The sequence below is a fragment of the Pseudomonas sp. 203-8 genome (assembly GCF_020708595.1).
Taxonomy (GTDB): Bacteria; Pseudomonadota; Gammaproteobacteria; order Pseudomonadales; family Pseudomonadaceae; genus Pseudomonas; species Pseudomonas aeruginosa.
This window is the reverse complement of the sequence record NZ_JAJFDF010000009.1, coordinates 122,089-135,868: the sequence shown is the minus strand read 5'-3', so window position 1 is coordinate 135,868 and position 13,780 is coordinate 122,089. Positions and strand designations below refer to the sequence as shown.

The window sequence follows — 13,780 nt, the reverse complement described above, 5'->3', positions numbered from 1 at the left end:
GGGAAAGAAAAAGCCCCGCGACGAGGCGGGGCTTTTCTACGGCGATCTCGGCCGATCAGTTGCCGAAGACCTTGAAGCGTTCGCTTTCGGCGATGAAGGCTTTCTCGCCCGCCGGAGCGGCGATGGCGCCGAAAGGCATCTGTGCGCGCAGCTTCCAGCTTTCCGGCAGGTTCCAGGTCTTGTGGGTCTGCGCATCTACCAGCGGGTTGTAGTGCTGCAGGCTGGCGCCGACCTTGTGCTCGGCGAGGGCGGTCCAGACCGCGAACTGGGCCATGCCGCTGGCCTGCTCCGACCACACCGGGAAGTTGTCGGCGTAGAGGGCGAACTGCTCCTGAAGCTGGCGCACTACCGTCTGGTCTTCGAAGAACAGTACGGTGCCGGCACCGGCGGCGAAGGAATTGAGCTTGGTTTCGGTGGCGGCGAAAGCGTCAGCGGGAACGATCTTCTTCAACTCGTCCTTGGCGATGTTCCAGAACTGCTCGTGCTCGGCGCCGAACAGGACGACCACCCGCGAGCTCTGCGAGTTGAACGCGGAAGGGCTGTGCGAGACGGCCTCCTTGACCAGTTCGACGATTTTCTCCTGGGAGACGGGCAGTTGCTTGTCCAGGGCGTAGATGGTGCGGCGGTTCTTGATGGAGGAGAGGAATGCGTCAGACATCTTGAGGCTCCTTGTTTGGAAATTGGATTCGATATTAACGACGGCCTCGATGAGATCAATGGGAAATAACCGGTGATTCCTATCGGCTGATGCGATGGATACCCGGCTTACCCAGGAAAGCCGGGTATCCACGGTCCAGCGCGGCCAGCAGCGAGAGACGGCAAGTACGGATGAAAATGGAATATCGAGAAAGTCGATGGGCATAAAACCGCGAGGACTTGGCCTTTGATTCAGGTCAAGGAGGGTGAAGGCCGGGGAGGCGGCCAACCTTTAGTGATGGTGACCTGGCAGCCCGGCTCGGTGATGGTTCGATTGTAGGATTGTCGGACAAAAACTGGAGCGCACGATGTTTGAAAATTTCTCTCCCAGCACCATGCTGGCCATCAAGAAGTACGCCTATTGGCTCTGGCTGCTGCTGGCGTTGTCCATGCCGTTCAACTACTGGATGGCCCAGGACAGCGCGCATCCGGCCTTCTGGGCATTTTCCCTGGTGATTGCGGTATTCGGCATCGGGCCGCTGCTGGACATGCTGTTCGGCCGCGACCCGGCCAACCCCGACGAGGAAACCCAGACGCCGCAGTTGCTCGGCCAGGGCTATTACGTATTGCTGACCCTGGCCACGGTGCCGGTGCTCATCGGTACGCTGGTGTGGGCCGCTGGCGTGTTCGTCGCTTTCCAGGAGTGGGGCTGGCTCGGCCGGTTGGGCTGGATCCTCTCGATGGGCACGGTGATGGGAGCGGTGGGGATCGTCGTCGCCCATGAGCTGATCCACAAGGACTCGGCGCTGGAGCAGGCTGCCGGCGGCATCCTGCTGGCCGCCGTGTGCTACGCGGGGTTCAAGGTCGAGCATGTGCGCGGCCACCATGTGCATGTGTCTACGCCGGAGGACGCTTCGTCGGCGCGTTTCGGCCAGTCGGTCTACCAGTTCCTGCCGCATGCCTACAAGTACAACTTCCTCAACGCCTGGCGCCTTGAAGCGGTGCGGCTGCGCAAGAAGGGCCTGCCGGTGTTGGGCTGGCAGAACGAACTGATCTGGTGGTACCTGCTGAGTCTGGCGTTGCTGGTCGGTTTCGGTTGGGCGTTCGGCTGGCTGGGGATGGTTTTCTTCCTTGGCCAAGCGTTCGTCGCGGTGACCCTGCTGGAGATCATCAACTACGTCGAGCACTACGGCCTGCATCGGCGAAAGGGCGAGGACGGGCGCTACGAGCGGACCAACCATACCCACTCCTGGAACAGCAACTTCGTCTTCACCAACCTGGTCCTGTTCCATCTGCAACGGCATTCCGACCATCATGCCTTCGCCAAACGCCCCTATCAGGTCCTCCGTCATTATGACGATAGCCCGCAGATGCCCAGCGGTTATGCCGGGATGGTGGTGCTGGCGCTGATCCCGCCGCTGTGGCGGGCGGTCATGGACCCCAAGGTGCGGGCCTACTATGCGGGCGAAGAGTTCCAGTTGACGGCCGAACAGAGCGAGCGGCCGGCAGCTTCCTGAGAATGGCCGGCGTCCCCGCTCCGTGCCCGAATAGCTCTTCGTTCGGGCAATCCCGCCTTGCCTGGGGTTGACTATCCTTAGCGATATCTCGGCACGGAAAGGAGCCCAGGGATGAACATTCGGCAGAGAATCCTCGCTTCGGGCGCCATCGGCATCGTGGCTGTGGTGCTGCTAGGCGGGGTCGGCTTCTGGGGGCAATTGCGGTTGGGCAAGGCGCTGTCGGAGAACGAGCTGAGCGTCAATGCGCTGCGCAACCACATGGAAGGCGACATGATGCACGACGCCTTGCGCGCCGACGTCCTGGCGGCGTTCGTGGTCCAGCCCGGCGACGGCGCGGCGGCCGAGCAGGTCCGCCAGGACCTGCAGGAGCACAGCCAGTGGTTTCGCAAGGTGGTCGAGCAGAACCAGGGGCTGCCTCTCAACGACGCCATCCACCAGGCGCTGGTCGAGTTGCGGCCCGACCTGGAAGCCTACATCGGCGCCGCCGAGAGCATCGTCGGCAAGGCGTTGCTCGATCCCGTGGCGGCACGGGCCGAGCTGCCGCAGTTCGTCCAGGCCTTCAAGGAGCTGGAAGGGCGCAACGAAGCGCTCAGCAGCCTGATCGAGAAACACGTCGAGCAGACCAACCGGGCGCGCGAAGACAGCATGCGCTATTCCGCCTGGATGCTCGCGGGCGGCATCCTGGTCGCCTGCCTGGTCCTCGGGCAGCTTTGTCGCCAGTTGCTGGGTGCCGTCCTCAAGCCTCTGCGCAAGCTGGTCGCCTCGGCCCGGGTGATCGCCCAGGGCAACCTGCAGGAGCCGATCGGTGTCGACAGCGACGATGAGGCCGGACAGTTGCAGCGGGCCTTGGGCGAGATGCAGGGGAACCTGCGGCAGATGATCACCATCATCCGCCAGGAAAGCGAAGAGCTCCATGACACCTCCCAATCCATCGGCCAGACCTCGCAGTCGATCGTCGACGGTGCCAGCCAACAGGCCGACAGCGCCACCAGCATGGCCGCGAGCATGGAAGAGATGATCACCAATATCTCGCAGATTTCCGACCACGCCGACAACGCCAGGGTGATCTCGGCCAAGTCCGAGGAGCTGGCCAGCAGTGGCGGGCAGGTGATCCTCAACGTGGTGGAAGGGATGAGCCGCATCGCCGACGTGGTCAACCAGTCCTCCACCAGCATCACCGCTCTCGGCCAGTCGTCGGACGAGATCCATTCGATCATCCAGGTGATCAAGGGGATCGCCGAGCAGACCAACCTGCTGGCGTTGAACGCCGCCATCGAGGCGGCGCGGGCCGGAGAGGCCGGGCGCGGTTTCGCCGTGGTCGCCGACGAGGTACGCGGGCTGGCGGCGCGGACCACCCAGTCGACCCAGGAGATCACCGCGATGATCGAGCGCATCCGCGCCAGCACGGGGCAAGCGATCAACAGCATGGAGGCCGGCGTGAGCCGGGTCAACGAGGGGGTGTCGTTCGCCCGCCAGGCAGGGGTGTCGATCAACGAGATCCTCGATGGAACCCGTCATGCCGCGTCGGTGGTCGATGAGATTTCCCAGACCATCCGCGAGCAGTCGCGCGCCAGTGATGAAATCGCCCAGCGCGTGGAACTCATCGCCCAGCGTTCGCAGCAGAACACCCAGGCGATGCACGAGATGGCCGCCACCGCCAGGCGCCTGAACGAGGTTGCAGCGACCATGCGCTCGTCGGTGGAGCGCTTCAAGATCTGACGGGAGCCGCCTAGGTCGTCGACTCCGGGAGGCGCACGAACAGCGTGTAGCGTGCGCCTTCGATCGCTTCGAAGGCGATCAGCTTCTCGATCAGCGCCAGGTTCAGGACCTTGCCCGCGTTGAGCAGCAGCATGCCGTTGTTGGCGGTGAGGTTGCGCGCCAGCACCATGCCCGGAACCAGGTCGCGGGTGCCATGGGCACGGACTTGCGGATCGGCCAGGGTGACATCGGCAAGGGTCGTCGCGCAGACCTGGATGAACGGTTCGATCAGCTCGGGGTCGTACAGCCGGCCGGCGTATTTGCGGATGTACATCAGTGCTTCGTCGCGATTCATGCGCCGTTCGAGGATCAGTCCGCGCTGCAGCTCGACGAAATCCACCGCCAGCTTCAAGAGGCGCGAGCCCAGGGGAATGGCCTCGCCCTTGAGGTGGTCCGGATAGCCGCTGCCGTCCCAGTGCTCCTGGTGATGGCGAATCAGGCGGGCGGCGTCCTGCATCGGTTCCAGCGACATCAGCAGCGACTCGCTGAGCTCCGGGTAGCCGCGGAAACGATCGCGGTCGTGGTGATAGAGCAGGTCCGAGGGCGAGCTGAGCAGGGTGTCGTTCCAGCTCAGCTTGCCGATGTTGTAGAGCGCCGCGGCCATCGCCAGGTCGCGACCATCCGATTCGTCGACGAGGCCGCTGGCACAGCAGGCGCGGACCAGTTCGATGATTTGCTGGTTGGTCTGCTTGTCCTTGGGCAGGCGCTGGTTGACCAGCAGCGAGAAGACCTCGGTGCCGACCACGTAGCTGCGCTTTAGCTCCTCATAGGCGAGGTCGAGCATGTCGGCGGTCTGCTGCAGTTCGGCGGTGCGCGCCTGAACGCGCTTTTCCAGCGTGGCGTTGAGTTGCTGGAGGCGGTCGTTCTGCTCCTGGGTAAGTCGCTCCAGGCGCCGCCGCTCGCGCTCGGAATGCAGGTATTCGAGCGACTGGCGCAGGGTCAGCAGCAACTCGTCGTCGTTCCACGGCTTGCTCAGGTAATGGTGGATGCGCCCTTCATTGATGGCCTTGGCGATGGTTGGCAGGTCGGCATGGCCGGTGAGCAGGATGCGAATGGTTTCCGGGGAGCGGCGATGGATTTCCGCGAGCAGGGCAGCGCCGTCCATGTTCGGCATGCGGGCGTCGGACACCACCAGGTCCACGGGCCGGCTTTCCAGCAGTTGCAGGGCCTGTTCGCCGCTCTCCGCCAGCAACAGGTCGTAGGGCTGGTTGCGTAGCAGCCGGCGCAGGCTGCTGAGGATCAGCGGCTCGTCGTCGACCAGCAGCACGCTGAAGCGGATCTCCGTCTCGTTGGAAGGAGGTGCGCTATCGTTCATGAGTGTCTGTCCACCGGGTGAGTTTTGCCTGAATACTTCAGGCAAGCATAGTCCGAGTCTGGCCTGGACGAGGGCGCATGCACGCGGCGGCTGGGCGAGCGGAGGTGCGGATCATGGAGACGTTACCCATCAGGAACCGGCGCTTGCTGGTGATCGATGAGCGGCAGGCGGATCGAGACCGTGTATGCGGGTTGTTGCAGGGAACCCTAGGGGCCGAATCGCCTCCCGTGGCGCCTGAGCGGGGCTACCAGGTGGATACGGCGGGAAGCGCCGAGGAGGCATTGGGGCGGATACGCTCGGCCCTCCAGGCCGATGCGCCGTATGCCGTGGTGTTTCTCGGGATGCCGTCGGTAGGCGCGGATATTCCCGTTCTAGAGCGGTTCTGGCGTCTCGACTCCCGCTTGCAGGTCGTGGTGCATGCGCCTCCCGCCGATTTTCCGCTATTGGCGCCGTGGGCTGCGGAAGAGCGCCTGCTGCTCCTCGGCCTGCCTTTGCAGGGACAGGAGGTCCGCCAGATGGCCGGCAATCTCAGCGCCAAGTGGAACGTGACGGCTCACCTCCAGTTGCAGATGAGCCGGATGGAGGCTGCCATCCAGGAGATCACCCGGGAAGTCGGCCAGGCCAAGGAGGCGCTGGAGAAAGAGATCGGCGAGCGCAAGGAACTGGAAAGCCAACTGGTGCAGACGGAGAAGCTTGCCTCGATCGGCCACCTGGCCGCCGGCGTCGCCCATGAGATCAATAACCCCATCAGCTACGTTTCCTCCAACTACACCACCCTGGAGGAGCACGTCAGGCGTTTGCTGGAGGTACTTGAAGCCTATGAAGAGGCTCGCCCCGCGATCCGCGACGAGGCGCTGGCAAGACGCCTGGAGCAGCTCGGCGAGCGGGTCGAACTGGCCTTCGTCAAGGAGGATGTCGCCGTGTTGCTGCGCGAATCCAGGGAAGGTATAGGGCGGGTGCGCAAGATCGTCCAGGACCTGAAGAACTTCTCCCGCGTCGACGCCGAGGACGACTGGCAGTGGACCGATCTGCACCAGGGGATCGAGTCGACCCTCAATATCGTCGCCAGCGAACTGAAGTACCGGGCCGACGTGGTCCGCGAATACGGCGATCTGCCCGAGGTGAAGTGCCTGCCGTCGCAGATCAACCAGGTGGTGATGAACCTGGTGATGAACGCGGCCCAGGCGATGGGGCCGGAGCGGGGTCGCATCGTGATTCGCACGGGGCATACCGTGGAGCATGCCTGGATCGAGGTGGAAGACTCGGGGCAGGGTATCTCCCCCGAGATCCTGCCGCGCATCTTCGATCCGTTCTTCACCACCAAGCCGGTAGGCAAGGGGACCGGCCTGGGGTTGTCGCTCTCCTACGGCATCGTCCAGAAACACGGCGGCACCATCGAGGTACGTAGCCAGCCGGGAGTCGGCAGCGCTTTCCGGATCGTGCTTCCCCTGGAATCGCCCGGCAACCTGGGCGGAGCCCACGGAAATTAACTGTTGCGCCGGCTAGGGTAACGTAAGACAATGATTTATCTACCGTTTGGGGTGGGTCTCGGGTTGGGATGCCGGTTTGGTTCCCGTTGCCGGCTCACTTGAAGCGAGATCCTGCCCGGATGGCGAAATCGGTAGACGCAAGGGACTTAAAATCCCTCGGGGGTAACCCCGTGCCGGTTCGACCCCGGCTCCGGGCACCATCGTGTTTCCTGGCGTTCAGCCGACTTCTGCGTTCCTTCCCCGATTTTCTTCCGGCCCGCCATCGCGCGGCAGTCAACGAGTCGACGTTGCCTTCTTTCCCTCCTCGGCCTCGGAGGCGTTTCATTCTAGTACGGCTCCGTATAGGGTTCGCCCTGGCTGGCGAGCGGGAGTGTTTGTTCAGCTTGAAGTAGTTGTCTTTGGAAGTTTGATTTTTTTGTCGTTATCTTCTGCTCCTGCTTTTTAATTTCCTTTCCGAATATATTCAATTCACTGGCGGAATTATCCTCTTTTCTCCTGCATGAATTGGTAGGCGGTACTTCCTCGTTGCTGTGCTTTGCTGACAGGGAAGGATCGCGAATCAGGGTTTTTCGCCTCTTTCGTTTATGAACAGGAATTCATATATCGGAGATCAATCATGGCTTGGAAAGGTGAGGTTCTGGCTAATAACGAAGCAGGGCAGGTAACGTCGATTATCTACAATCCGGGCGATGTCATTACCATCGTCGCCGCCGGTTGGGCCAGTTACGGACCTACCCAGAAATGGGGGCCGCAGGGCGATCGGGAGCATCCGGACCAAGGGCTGATCTGCCACGATGCGTTTTGTGGTGCGCTGGTCATGAAGATTGGCAACAGCGGAACCATTCCGGTCAATACCGGGTTGTTCCGTTGGGTTGCACCCAATAATGTCCAGGGTGCAATCACTCTTATCTACAACGACGTGCCCGGAACCTATGGCAATAACTCCGGCTCGTTCAGTGTCAATATTGGAAAGGATCAGTCCTGATAACTTGTCTCGGAAAAAAAGGGCCCGAATGGGCTCTTTTTTTAAATACAAATAAAGTGAAGTTGCCCGTGTGGCCGTTATGAACGGACAGGCAGCGCTTCGCAGTTGCGACTACCAATGACAAGGGTATCGAACTCCTGGGGCTGCCGCGGTCGTGGGAAACCGAGCGAGGGGGGGGCGGGGAACTGCTTCAACACGCTTCGGTCTGAACGGGAATATCGATTCCTGACCCGATTCAGAATTCCGTCCACATAGTAGACAGTACCGAAGCCGATGCCCTGCCGACTTTCCCTGGTTGTATTTCCCGCTCTCTTCTCCATTGCCGCTGGCGCCGCGGAGGAACTCAAGGACATGGCAGGTTCGACCATCGTCGTTGCCGGAAGACTCGAGGCCGTCGAATGCCCTGGCGCAGGCCTGTACGATTGCACGGGGTGGCCTGCCAACCTGTACCGTTTCGAGGGACAGGACGTGTGCCTCAGCATCGAGGCTGGCTGCGATTACAGTTGCGATGGCATTCTCAGCGAGAAGGGCGGCACGCAATCGATCCTGGTTTCCGGCTCCTATCGCGATCACATCCGCAAGGTGGAAGGCACGCAGGTCTCCTGCCCGCGCTAGAGACGCTCGGCCGAGCGCTGGAAACATCGCGAGGTGCAACGGACGGTCTGCCGCCCGCTGAAGAAGGCGAGCGGCGTGGGATGTGCTAGGGTGCCCGTTTGCAGGGAGGACCCAGGGCATGGAGCACCCATACAAGACCCCAGAAGCGGACCTGGCCGACGAGAGGCTGACTGCGGGAGGTTTCCTTTCCGGCGGGCAGCCGCTTTGGAAGGCATTCTGGCTGTTCTTCGCTGCGGGTTTCTTATTGCTCAGCGTCGCCGCCAGGCAGGCGATGGTGGCCATTGTCGATCCGCTGATGCAGGAAGCTCCCGGCGAACATGCGGTGGCCCTGACCTTGTGGGGAATGGTCGGTGTCGAGCTGGTTAGGCTGGCCTACCTGTGCCTCAGCCTCGTCGTGGTCTGGCGCTGCGGGCGCAATTCCCGCTGGGTGGCTGCGCGCCATGCCAGCAGGGCGGTGCTGTTGGCACTGATACTCCTGACCCTTTACTCGATCTATCTGGTCTGGGCCTTGCTCGCCAGTCCCTGAGCGACGCGCCGAGGCTGGCGAGCATGCTGGTACGGCCCATTCCACGTGCCTGCGTTGGCTAACGCCGCAGCCAGTCCTCCAGTTGCTCCGGCAGCATCGGCTGGGCGATCAGATAGCCCTGGCCCTCGTGGCAGCCCCATGCCTGCAGCAGGTGGAAGGTGTCGTGGGTCTCTATGCCTTCCGCGACCACCCGATAACCCAACTGGCTGGCCAGGCCGATCACCGCCTGGGTGACGCTCTGCGCCTTCGGCGAGCCGGCGAGGTCGCGGGTGAACGATTGGTCGAGCTTGATGGCGGTGATTGGCAGATCGCGCAGGTAGGTCCAGTTGCTGTAGCCGGTGCCGAAGTCGTCCACCGCGATGCCCATGCCAAGCTCCCGGGCACGCAGCAGCACCGAGCCGACCGCCGAGGCGTCGCGGATGAGTACGCTTTCGGTGAATTCCAGCTCGAGGGCGGAAAGGTCGATGTCGTAGGTTTTGGCGAGTCTGACGGCCTCTTCCAGGAAGCTGCTGTCTTCCATGTCCGATGCCGATACGTTGATCGCCAGCCTGAGCGGGATGTTCCGTGCGTTCCATTGCGCCAGCTGGGCCATGGCATGGCGCAGCACCCAGTCGCTGAGGGGGCGCATCAGTGCGGTTTTCTCCGCCAGGGGCACGAATTCGGCGGGGCTGACGAAGCCGAGTTGCGGGTGCCGCCAGCGCAGCAGCGCTTCCACGCCCGTGCACCTGCCTGTCGGCAGGTCGATTTTCGGCTGATACACCAGATGGAAGCCTTCTTCGGTTCCGATCGCCTGGGACAGCGAGGTCAGCAATGTGAAGGCACGCTGCTGGGCCTGGTCCAGCGGCGGGTTGTAGCGGGCCCAGCCGACACCGCGGTCGCGGGCGTCGTCGGCCGCGCTGACCACCAGGCGCAGCCAGTCCTGATCGCCGTCGAGGGTATCGTCGGCAAGCGGTAGTACGCCGAGGCCCACGTTGGCCTTGATCGGGATCCCGCGACATACGACGGGGCTTTCGAAGGCCCGCAGCAGGCGGAGGCAGACCGACTCGGTTTCTTCCTGTTGCTGCCGTGGCAGGAGCAGTCCGAAGCGCGTCGGGCTGATCTTGTAGAGAGTGAAATCCGGCAGTTCCGCGCGGATGCGGTCGCGCGCCTCGAGCATGAGGTCGTTGGAAAAGGGATAGCCCAGCGTACGGATGATGGTATTCAGCAGGGCGAGGGGCAGGAGGTCGGCGGCGATCACGGTGAGGGCGCCGTCGCGCTGCAGGCGCAGGGAAACGTCCTCCTGCAGGCGGAGACGGTTGTACAGGCCGGTTGGCTCGTCGATGTAGTTGGTCGAGCGGAGCGTATGGATACGGGCCATCACCAGCCGGGCGAAGTGCTCGAGCATGGCGACGTCCCGCTCGGCCAGCGGCCCGCGTGGTTCCCGGTCGATGACGCAGAGGCTGCCGAGGTTGAGACCTTCCGCGGTGGCCAGCGGAGCCCCGGCGTAGAAGCGGATGCGCGGTTCGCCTTGCACATAGGGGTTGTCCCGGAAGCGCGGGTCGAGGGTGGCGTCGGCCACCTCGAATACTCCCTTGCCCAGGATCGCATAGGCGCAGAATGAATCCCGTCGCGGCGTCTGCCGGATATCGAGGCCGATGCTCGCGCGAAACCACTGGCGCTGATGGTCGAGGATGGAAATGAGCGCGATGGGCGTCTGGAAGTAGGACGTAGCGGCGGCGAGGATTTCCTCGAATACCTCGTCCGCACCTTCTTCCAGCAGACCGAGTTGGTCGACGTAGGCCTGTCTCGAATGCTCGTCCTCGGGATAGGGTGGGGTTGCCATGCTGGACTCCTGGGCTACTGCGATGTCGGGCATCGGCAATCAATGATGTCATTGTGCCTTTATTTCGTGGAGCGCGGGCTCTTTTCCAGATTGCAGCGATGAAAGGGCATGGGGGTTGATCGCGGTCATGCCGGTAGGGCCTTCGACGCCGACGCCAGCTCTGCGAAACCGATTACCTGCCAATCGGAAGTTTCCTATATCGACCGGCACCACCGCTCGCTAAAACGGTCGCACATGCTTCCACCGAGAAAAGACATGTCCGATACGTTCTCCTTCGCCTCGCGCCTCTGCAAGTTCGTCATCCTTCTCGTCATCCTGCTGATCGGCGGAGCCAGCCTCTACCTGTGGTGGCTGGGGCGGCCTTACCAGGACGCCATGTCCGCCTTCGTCCCGTTGCTCATGCCGATGCTCGTGCTGGTGCTGGCGTTCGATACGTTCCGGGCCCTCGCCCGAACGAGGCGCTAGGCGTCAGCGAGGCAGCGCTGTATTCCCGTCGTTCTACCCTGCCAGTTCTGGTAGGCGGCGGGTCTTCGCAGGCAAGCGCTTGAACTGGGTGAGGTTTCCGGATTTGTCCTGTTTCCGTGGCGAAGCCGTGCTTGCCTAATCCCCCGGTTCATCTAGATATACCCATGGCTTCCTCAGGGTTAAGGAGAAGTCATGCAACGAATCGTCATCGTCGGGGGCGGAGTGGGCGGCACTATGCTCGCCAACCTGCTGGTCGTCCGGCTCTACCCGGAGATACTCGGCGGCGAGGTGCAGGTACTGCTGATTTCCGACTCGCCGGATCACTACTACAAGCCGGCCTTCATGTACGTCGCCTTCGAGCAATTCTTCCTCGAAGATCTGAAACGACCGCAGCGCTCGCTGCTGCGGCCGGAAGTGATGTTCCAGCTCGACCGGGTCGACCGTTTCGATTTCCCCCGCCAGGAACTGCAGACCCGCAGCGGCAGGCGCCATGGCTACGACTACCTGGTGATCGCCACGGGTTGCGTGCCGGCTCCGGAACGTATCGAGGGGCTGAAAGAGGCTGGCGACCATTTCTACCAGTACCAGCCGGCCCGTCGGTTGGCCGAGCGGCTGGCGAGCCTGGAGTCGGGGCGGGTATTCATCACGGTGAGCTTCCCGAGGACGCCGAATGTGCCCCACCAGTGCGGGATCGCACCTGTGGAGACGACCCTGATGCTCGACGACTACTTGCGCCGCCGGGGTGTCCGCGAACGTGTCGAGATCGTCTACACCTATCCCACCACGGCCCAGTTGCTGCGCAACTGTCTGTTCCTGCAACGACCGACCTGCGAAATCCTGCCGAGCCTGTTCGAGCAACGCGGCATCCGTTTCCAGCGCGGTTTTACCCTGGCCAGGGTCGACCCGGAGCGGCGCATCGCCTATTCGGAGGAGGGCGACGAGCAGCCGTTCGACTTGCTCATGGCGACACCGCCGATCCACGCCGTGGATGCGGTCAGGGAGTGCGGCCTGTCCCAGGCCGCCGCCGACGAAGGCTGGTTGCCGACGAACCATGAAACCTTGCAGGTGTATGGCGTCGACCGGGTGTATACCCTGGGCGATACCGTCGATCTGCCGGTGAGCAAGGCCGGTGGGGCCTGTCACAACCAGGCGCCGGTAGTCGCCAGCAACATCGCTGCCGAGATTCGTCTCGGCAAGCCCTGCGCGATCTACGATGGACGAGTCCAGGCTGTCGCGCAGATGGGCCTGAACGCCGGAATGCCGCTCTGGTACGACTATCGGCACGACGTAAAGCCGACCCCGCCGACCAAGCTTGGCGGGTTGTTGCGCCAGGGTTTCAATCGCGGCCTGTACTGGGCCGTAGCCCGTGGAATGCTTTGACCCCGCACGGGGAGGAGCCGACATGGATAGCCATCAGCAGCCATACGCGTCGCAGGCGCAGGCCGATACCACCCTGTTTCCCGAGCAGACCCGCGAGAGTCTCCAGGCCCTGGCCGTCAAGTTGCAGCCGCTGATCGAGGGCCACCGCCTGGACAACCTGGTGGATCTGCTGTCACTGCTTTCGGATATCGTCGATCTGCTGGACCCGGCCATGGTGGACAGGCTGGCGCAGCTCTTCGAGCAGGTCACCAGTGTCGGTTGGTCAGTCGGTAACGCGGTACGCGTGGCCAAGGCGGAGCTGCTCCGAGAGCAGCCGCCAAGCCTGAAAGACCTGCTGCGGTTGTTGCGCGACGCCGATACCCGGCGCGGGCTGGCTCTCGTGCTGGGTAGTTTGCGCAGCCTGGGGTGCCAACTCGCCGCGGAGCAGGAGGTTGCCCATGGTGCATGACCTTCTCCGAGATCGTGCGGATCTAGAGGCGCGTTGGAACCCTTCCGCCTACATGCAGTTCGCCCGATTGCGCCAGCGGCCGGTGGTCGAGTTGCTGGACCATATCGAGCTGTGCTGTCCGGAACGGATCTACGATCTTGGCTGCGGAACCGGCATCGCCACCGAATTGCTCGCCCGCCGCTGGCCGCTGGCCGAACTGCACGGCGTGGACAGCTCCGTGGAGATGCTCGAGGAGGCCGCGCGCTTGCCGATCAAGGCCAGTTGGGAACGCGCCAACCTGCGCCACTGGTGCGCCGAGCGCCCTGCCAGCCTGCTGTTCGCAGCGGCGGTACTGCACTTTCTCGAAGATCACGGCAAGCTGCTGCCACGCCTGCTGGGGCAACTGGCTCCGGGAGGCTGCCTGGCGGCGCACATGCCGAACTGGCGCGATGCTTCCTGGTATCGCCTGATGCTCGATGCGCTGGACAGTGCGGGCCCCGGTGGTGCATCGCTGGGCAGCCCCGCGTTGCGCTACCGGCTGCATCGGCGCAATGTGCTGTCGCTGGACAACTACTACCGGCTACTGGCGCCGCTGACGGCGGAGCTGGACATCTGGGAGACCGAGTACCTGCAAGTGGTGGACGGCAACGACCCGATCTTCGATTGGATCAAGGTCTCCGCCTTGCGTCCGGTGCTCGGCGAACTGGACGAAGAGGCGCGTCGGCGCTTCCTCGACCGTTACCTGGAACTGCTGCACCGTCACTATCCACGGGAACTGGATGGACGAACGCTGTTCCCGTTCCGTCGAGTATTCATCGTCGCCAGTCTCGGCCGCTGAACGGGC

Annotated in this window: 13 protein-coding genes and 1 tRNA gene; 11 read left to right on the top strand and 3 right to left on the bottom strand. The window is 63.1% G+C overall.

Annotated elements, in window-relative coordinates; genetic code table 11:
- Positions 1 to 55: 55 nt before the first annotated feature.
- Positions 56 to 658 carry a nitroreductase family protein gene (locus LJF27_RS21475; protein WP_003113348.1) on the bottom strand — a complete coding sequence of 201 codons (603 nt, stop codon included), beginning with the start codon at positions 656 to 658 and terminating at the stop codon, positions 56 to 58.
- 346 nt (positions 659 to 1,004) lie between these two features.
- On the opposite strand from LJF27_RS21475, the gene alkB1 reads away from it, so the two are divergent.
- Together alkB1 and LJF27_RS21465 are read left to right on the top strand one after the other, a co-directional pair.
- Positions 1,005 to 2,153 (top strand): alkane 1-monooxygenase AlkB1, encoded by a 1,149-nt coding sequence (gene alkB1, locus LJF27_RS21470; protein ID WP_023115940.1) that lies wholly within the window; start codon positions 1,005 to 1,007, stop codon positions 2,151 to 2,153.
- A 111-nt stretch (positions 2,154 to 2,264) separates the two neighbouring features.
- Entirely contained in the window at positions 2,265 to 3,872 is a 1,608-nt protein-coding gene (locus LJF27_RS21465) for a methyl-accepting chemotaxis protein (RefSeq protein WP_016852819.1), read from the top strand.
- 10 nt (positions 3,873 to 3,882) lie between these two features.
- Here LJF27_RS21465 and LJF27_RS21460 read toward each other — a convergent pair whose 3' ends face one another.
- Positions 3,883 to 5,226, bottom strand: coding sequence for a response regulator (locus tag LJF27_RS21460; protein ID WP_003102481.1), 1,344 nt, complete (start codon positions 5,224 to 5,226; stop codon positions 3,883 to 3,885).
- 77 nt (positions 5,227 to 5,303) lie between these two features.
- Between LJF27_RS21460 and LJF27_RS21455 the strand changes: the two genes are divergently transcribed.
- The 5 genes from LJF27_RS21455 to LJF27_RS21435 all read left to right on the top strand — a co-directional run bounded on the left by LJF27_RS21455 (position 5,304) and on the right by LJF27_RS21435 (position 8,842).
- Positions 5,304 to 6,716, top strand: coding sequence for an ATP-binding protein (locus LJF27_RS21455; RefSeq protein WP_003120048.1), 1,413 nt, complete (start codon positions 5,304 to 5,306; stop codon positions 6,714 to 6,716).
- Between the two features lie 113 nt (positions 6,717 to 6,829).
- Positions 6,830 to 6,916 (top strand) — tRNA-Leu (locus LJF27_RS21450).
- A gap of 416 nt (positions 6,917 to 7,332) precedes the next feature.
- Positions 7,333 to 7,701 (top strand): PA-I galactophilic lectin, encoded by a 369-nt coding sequence (gene lecA / locus LJF27_RS21445; protein WP_003102492.1) that lies wholly within the window; start codon positions 7,333 to 7,335, stop codon positions 7,699 to 7,701.
- A 273-nt stretch (positions 7,702 to 7,974) separates the two neighbouring features.
- Positions 7,975 to 8,316 (top strand): hypothetical protein, encoded by a 342-nt coding sequence (locus LJF27_RS21440; protein WP_003120049.1) that lies wholly within the window; start codon positions 7,975 to 7,977, stop codon positions 8,314 to 8,316.
- A gap of 118 nt (positions 8,317 to 8,434) precedes the next feature.
- Complete coding sequence (locus LJF27_RS21435) at positions 8,435 to 8,842, top strand: hypothetical protein (RefSeq protein WP_003113345.1); 408 nt, start codon at positions 8,435 to 8,437, stop codon at positions 8,840 to 8,842.
- Between the two features lie 58 nt (positions 8,843 to 8,900).
- Here the strand turns inward: LJF27_RS21435 and LJF27_RS21430 are convergent, their stop codons facing one another.
- Positions 8,901 to 10,664 carry a putative bifunctional diguanylate cyclase/phosphodiesterase gene (locus tag LJF27_RS21430; protein ID WP_003113344.1) on the bottom strand — a complete coding sequence of 588 codons (1,764 nt, stop codon included), beginning with the start codon at positions 10,662 to 10,664 and terminating at the stop codon, positions 8,901 to 8,903.
- Between the two features lie 255 nt (positions 10,665 to 10,919).
- On the opposite strand from LJF27_RS21430, the gene LJF27_RS21425 reads away from it, so the two are divergent.
- The 4 genes from LJF27_RS21425 to LJF27_RS21410 all read left to right on the top strand — a co-directional run bounded on the left by LJF27_RS21425 (position 10,920) and on the right by LJF27_RS21410 (position 13,774).
- The gene (locus LJF27_RS21425; protein ID WP_003090037.1) at positions 10,920 to 11,129 is read left to right on the top strand and encodes a hypothetical protein; all 210 of its coding nucleotides are present in this window, start codon (positions 10,920 to 10,922) and stop codon (positions 11,127 to 11,129) included.
- Positions 11,130 to 11,321: 192 nt separating this feature from the next.
- Positions 11,322 to 12,509 (top strand): NAD(P)/FAD-dependent oxidoreductase, encoded by a 1,188-nt coding sequence (locus LJF27_RS21420; RefSeq protein WP_003090036.1) that lies wholly within the window; start codon positions 11,322 to 11,324, stop codon positions 12,507 to 12,509.
- 22 nt (positions 12,510 to 12,531) lie between these two features.
- Complete coding sequence (locus LJF27_RS21415) at positions 12,532 to 12,957, top strand: DUF1641 domain-containing protein (protein WP_003090035.1); 426 nt, start codon at positions 12,532 to 12,534, stop codon at positions 12,955 to 12,957.
- Positions 12,947 to 13,774 (top strand): class I SAM-dependent methyltransferase, encoded by an 828-nt coding sequence (locus LJF27_RS21410; protein WP_003090032.1) that lies wholly within the window; start codon positions 12,947 to 12,949, stop codon positions 13,772 to 13,774. Before LJF27_RS21415 ends, LJF27_RS21410 begins: the two co-directional genes overlap by 11 nt.
- Positions 13,775 to 13,780 lie beyond the last annotated feature (6 nt).

Excerpts from the sequence above, each read along its gene's own strand:
- LJF27_RS21475 (WP_003113348.1), bottom strand. The coding sequence starts at position 658 with ATGTCTGACGCATTCCTCTCCTCCATCAAGAACCGCCGCACCATCTAC.
- alkB1 (WP_023115940.1), top strand. The coding sequence starts at position 1,005 with ATGTTTGAAAATTTCTCTCCCAGCACCATGCTGGCCATCAAGAAGTAC.
- LJF27_RS21465 (WP_016852819.1), top strand. The coding sequence starts at position 2,265 with ATGAACATTCGGCAGAGAATCCTCGCTTCGGGCGCCATCGGCATCGTG.
- LJF27_RS21460 (WP_003102481.1), bottom strand. The coding sequence starts at position 5,226 with ATGAACGATAGCGCACCTCCTTCCAACGAGACGGAGATCCGCTTCAGC.
- LJF27_RS21455 (WP_003120048.1), top strand. The coding sequence starts at position 5,304 with ATGCACGCGGCGGCTGGGCGAGCGGAGGTGCGGATCATGGAGACGTTA.
- lecA (WP_003102492.1), top strand. The coding sequence starts at position 7,333 with ATGGCTTGGAAAGGTGAGGTTCTGGCTAATAACGAAGCAGGGCAGGTA.
- LJF27_RS21440 (WP_003120049.1), top strand. The coding sequence starts at position 7,975 with ATGCCCTGCCGACTTTCCCTGGTTGTATTTCCCGCTCTCTTCTCCATT.
- LJF27_RS21435 (WP_003113345.1), top strand. The coding sequence starts at position 8,435 with ATGGAGCACCCATACAAGACCCCAGAAGCGGACCTGGCCGACGAGAGG.
- LJF27_RS21430 (WP_003113344.1), bottom strand. The coding sequence starts at position 10,664 with ATGGCAACCCCACCCTATCCCGAGGACGAGCATTCGAGACAGGCCTAC.
- LJF27_RS21425 (WP_003090037.1), top strand. The coding sequence starts at position 10,920 with ATGTCCGATACGTTCTCCTTCGCCTCGCGCCTCTGCAAGTTCGTCATC.
- LJF27_RS21420 (WP_003090036.1), top strand. The coding sequence starts at position 11,322 with ATGCAACGAATCGTCATCGTCGGGGGCGGAGTGGGCGGCACTATGCTC.
- LJF27_RS21415 (WP_003090035.1), top strand. The coding sequence starts at position 12,532 with ATGGATAGCCATCAGCAGCCATACGCGTCGCAGGCGCAGGCCGATACC.
- LJF27_RS21410 (WP_003090032.1), top strand. The coding sequence starts at position 12,947 with ATGGTGCATGACCTTCTCCGAGATCGTGCGGATCTAGAGGCGCGTTGG.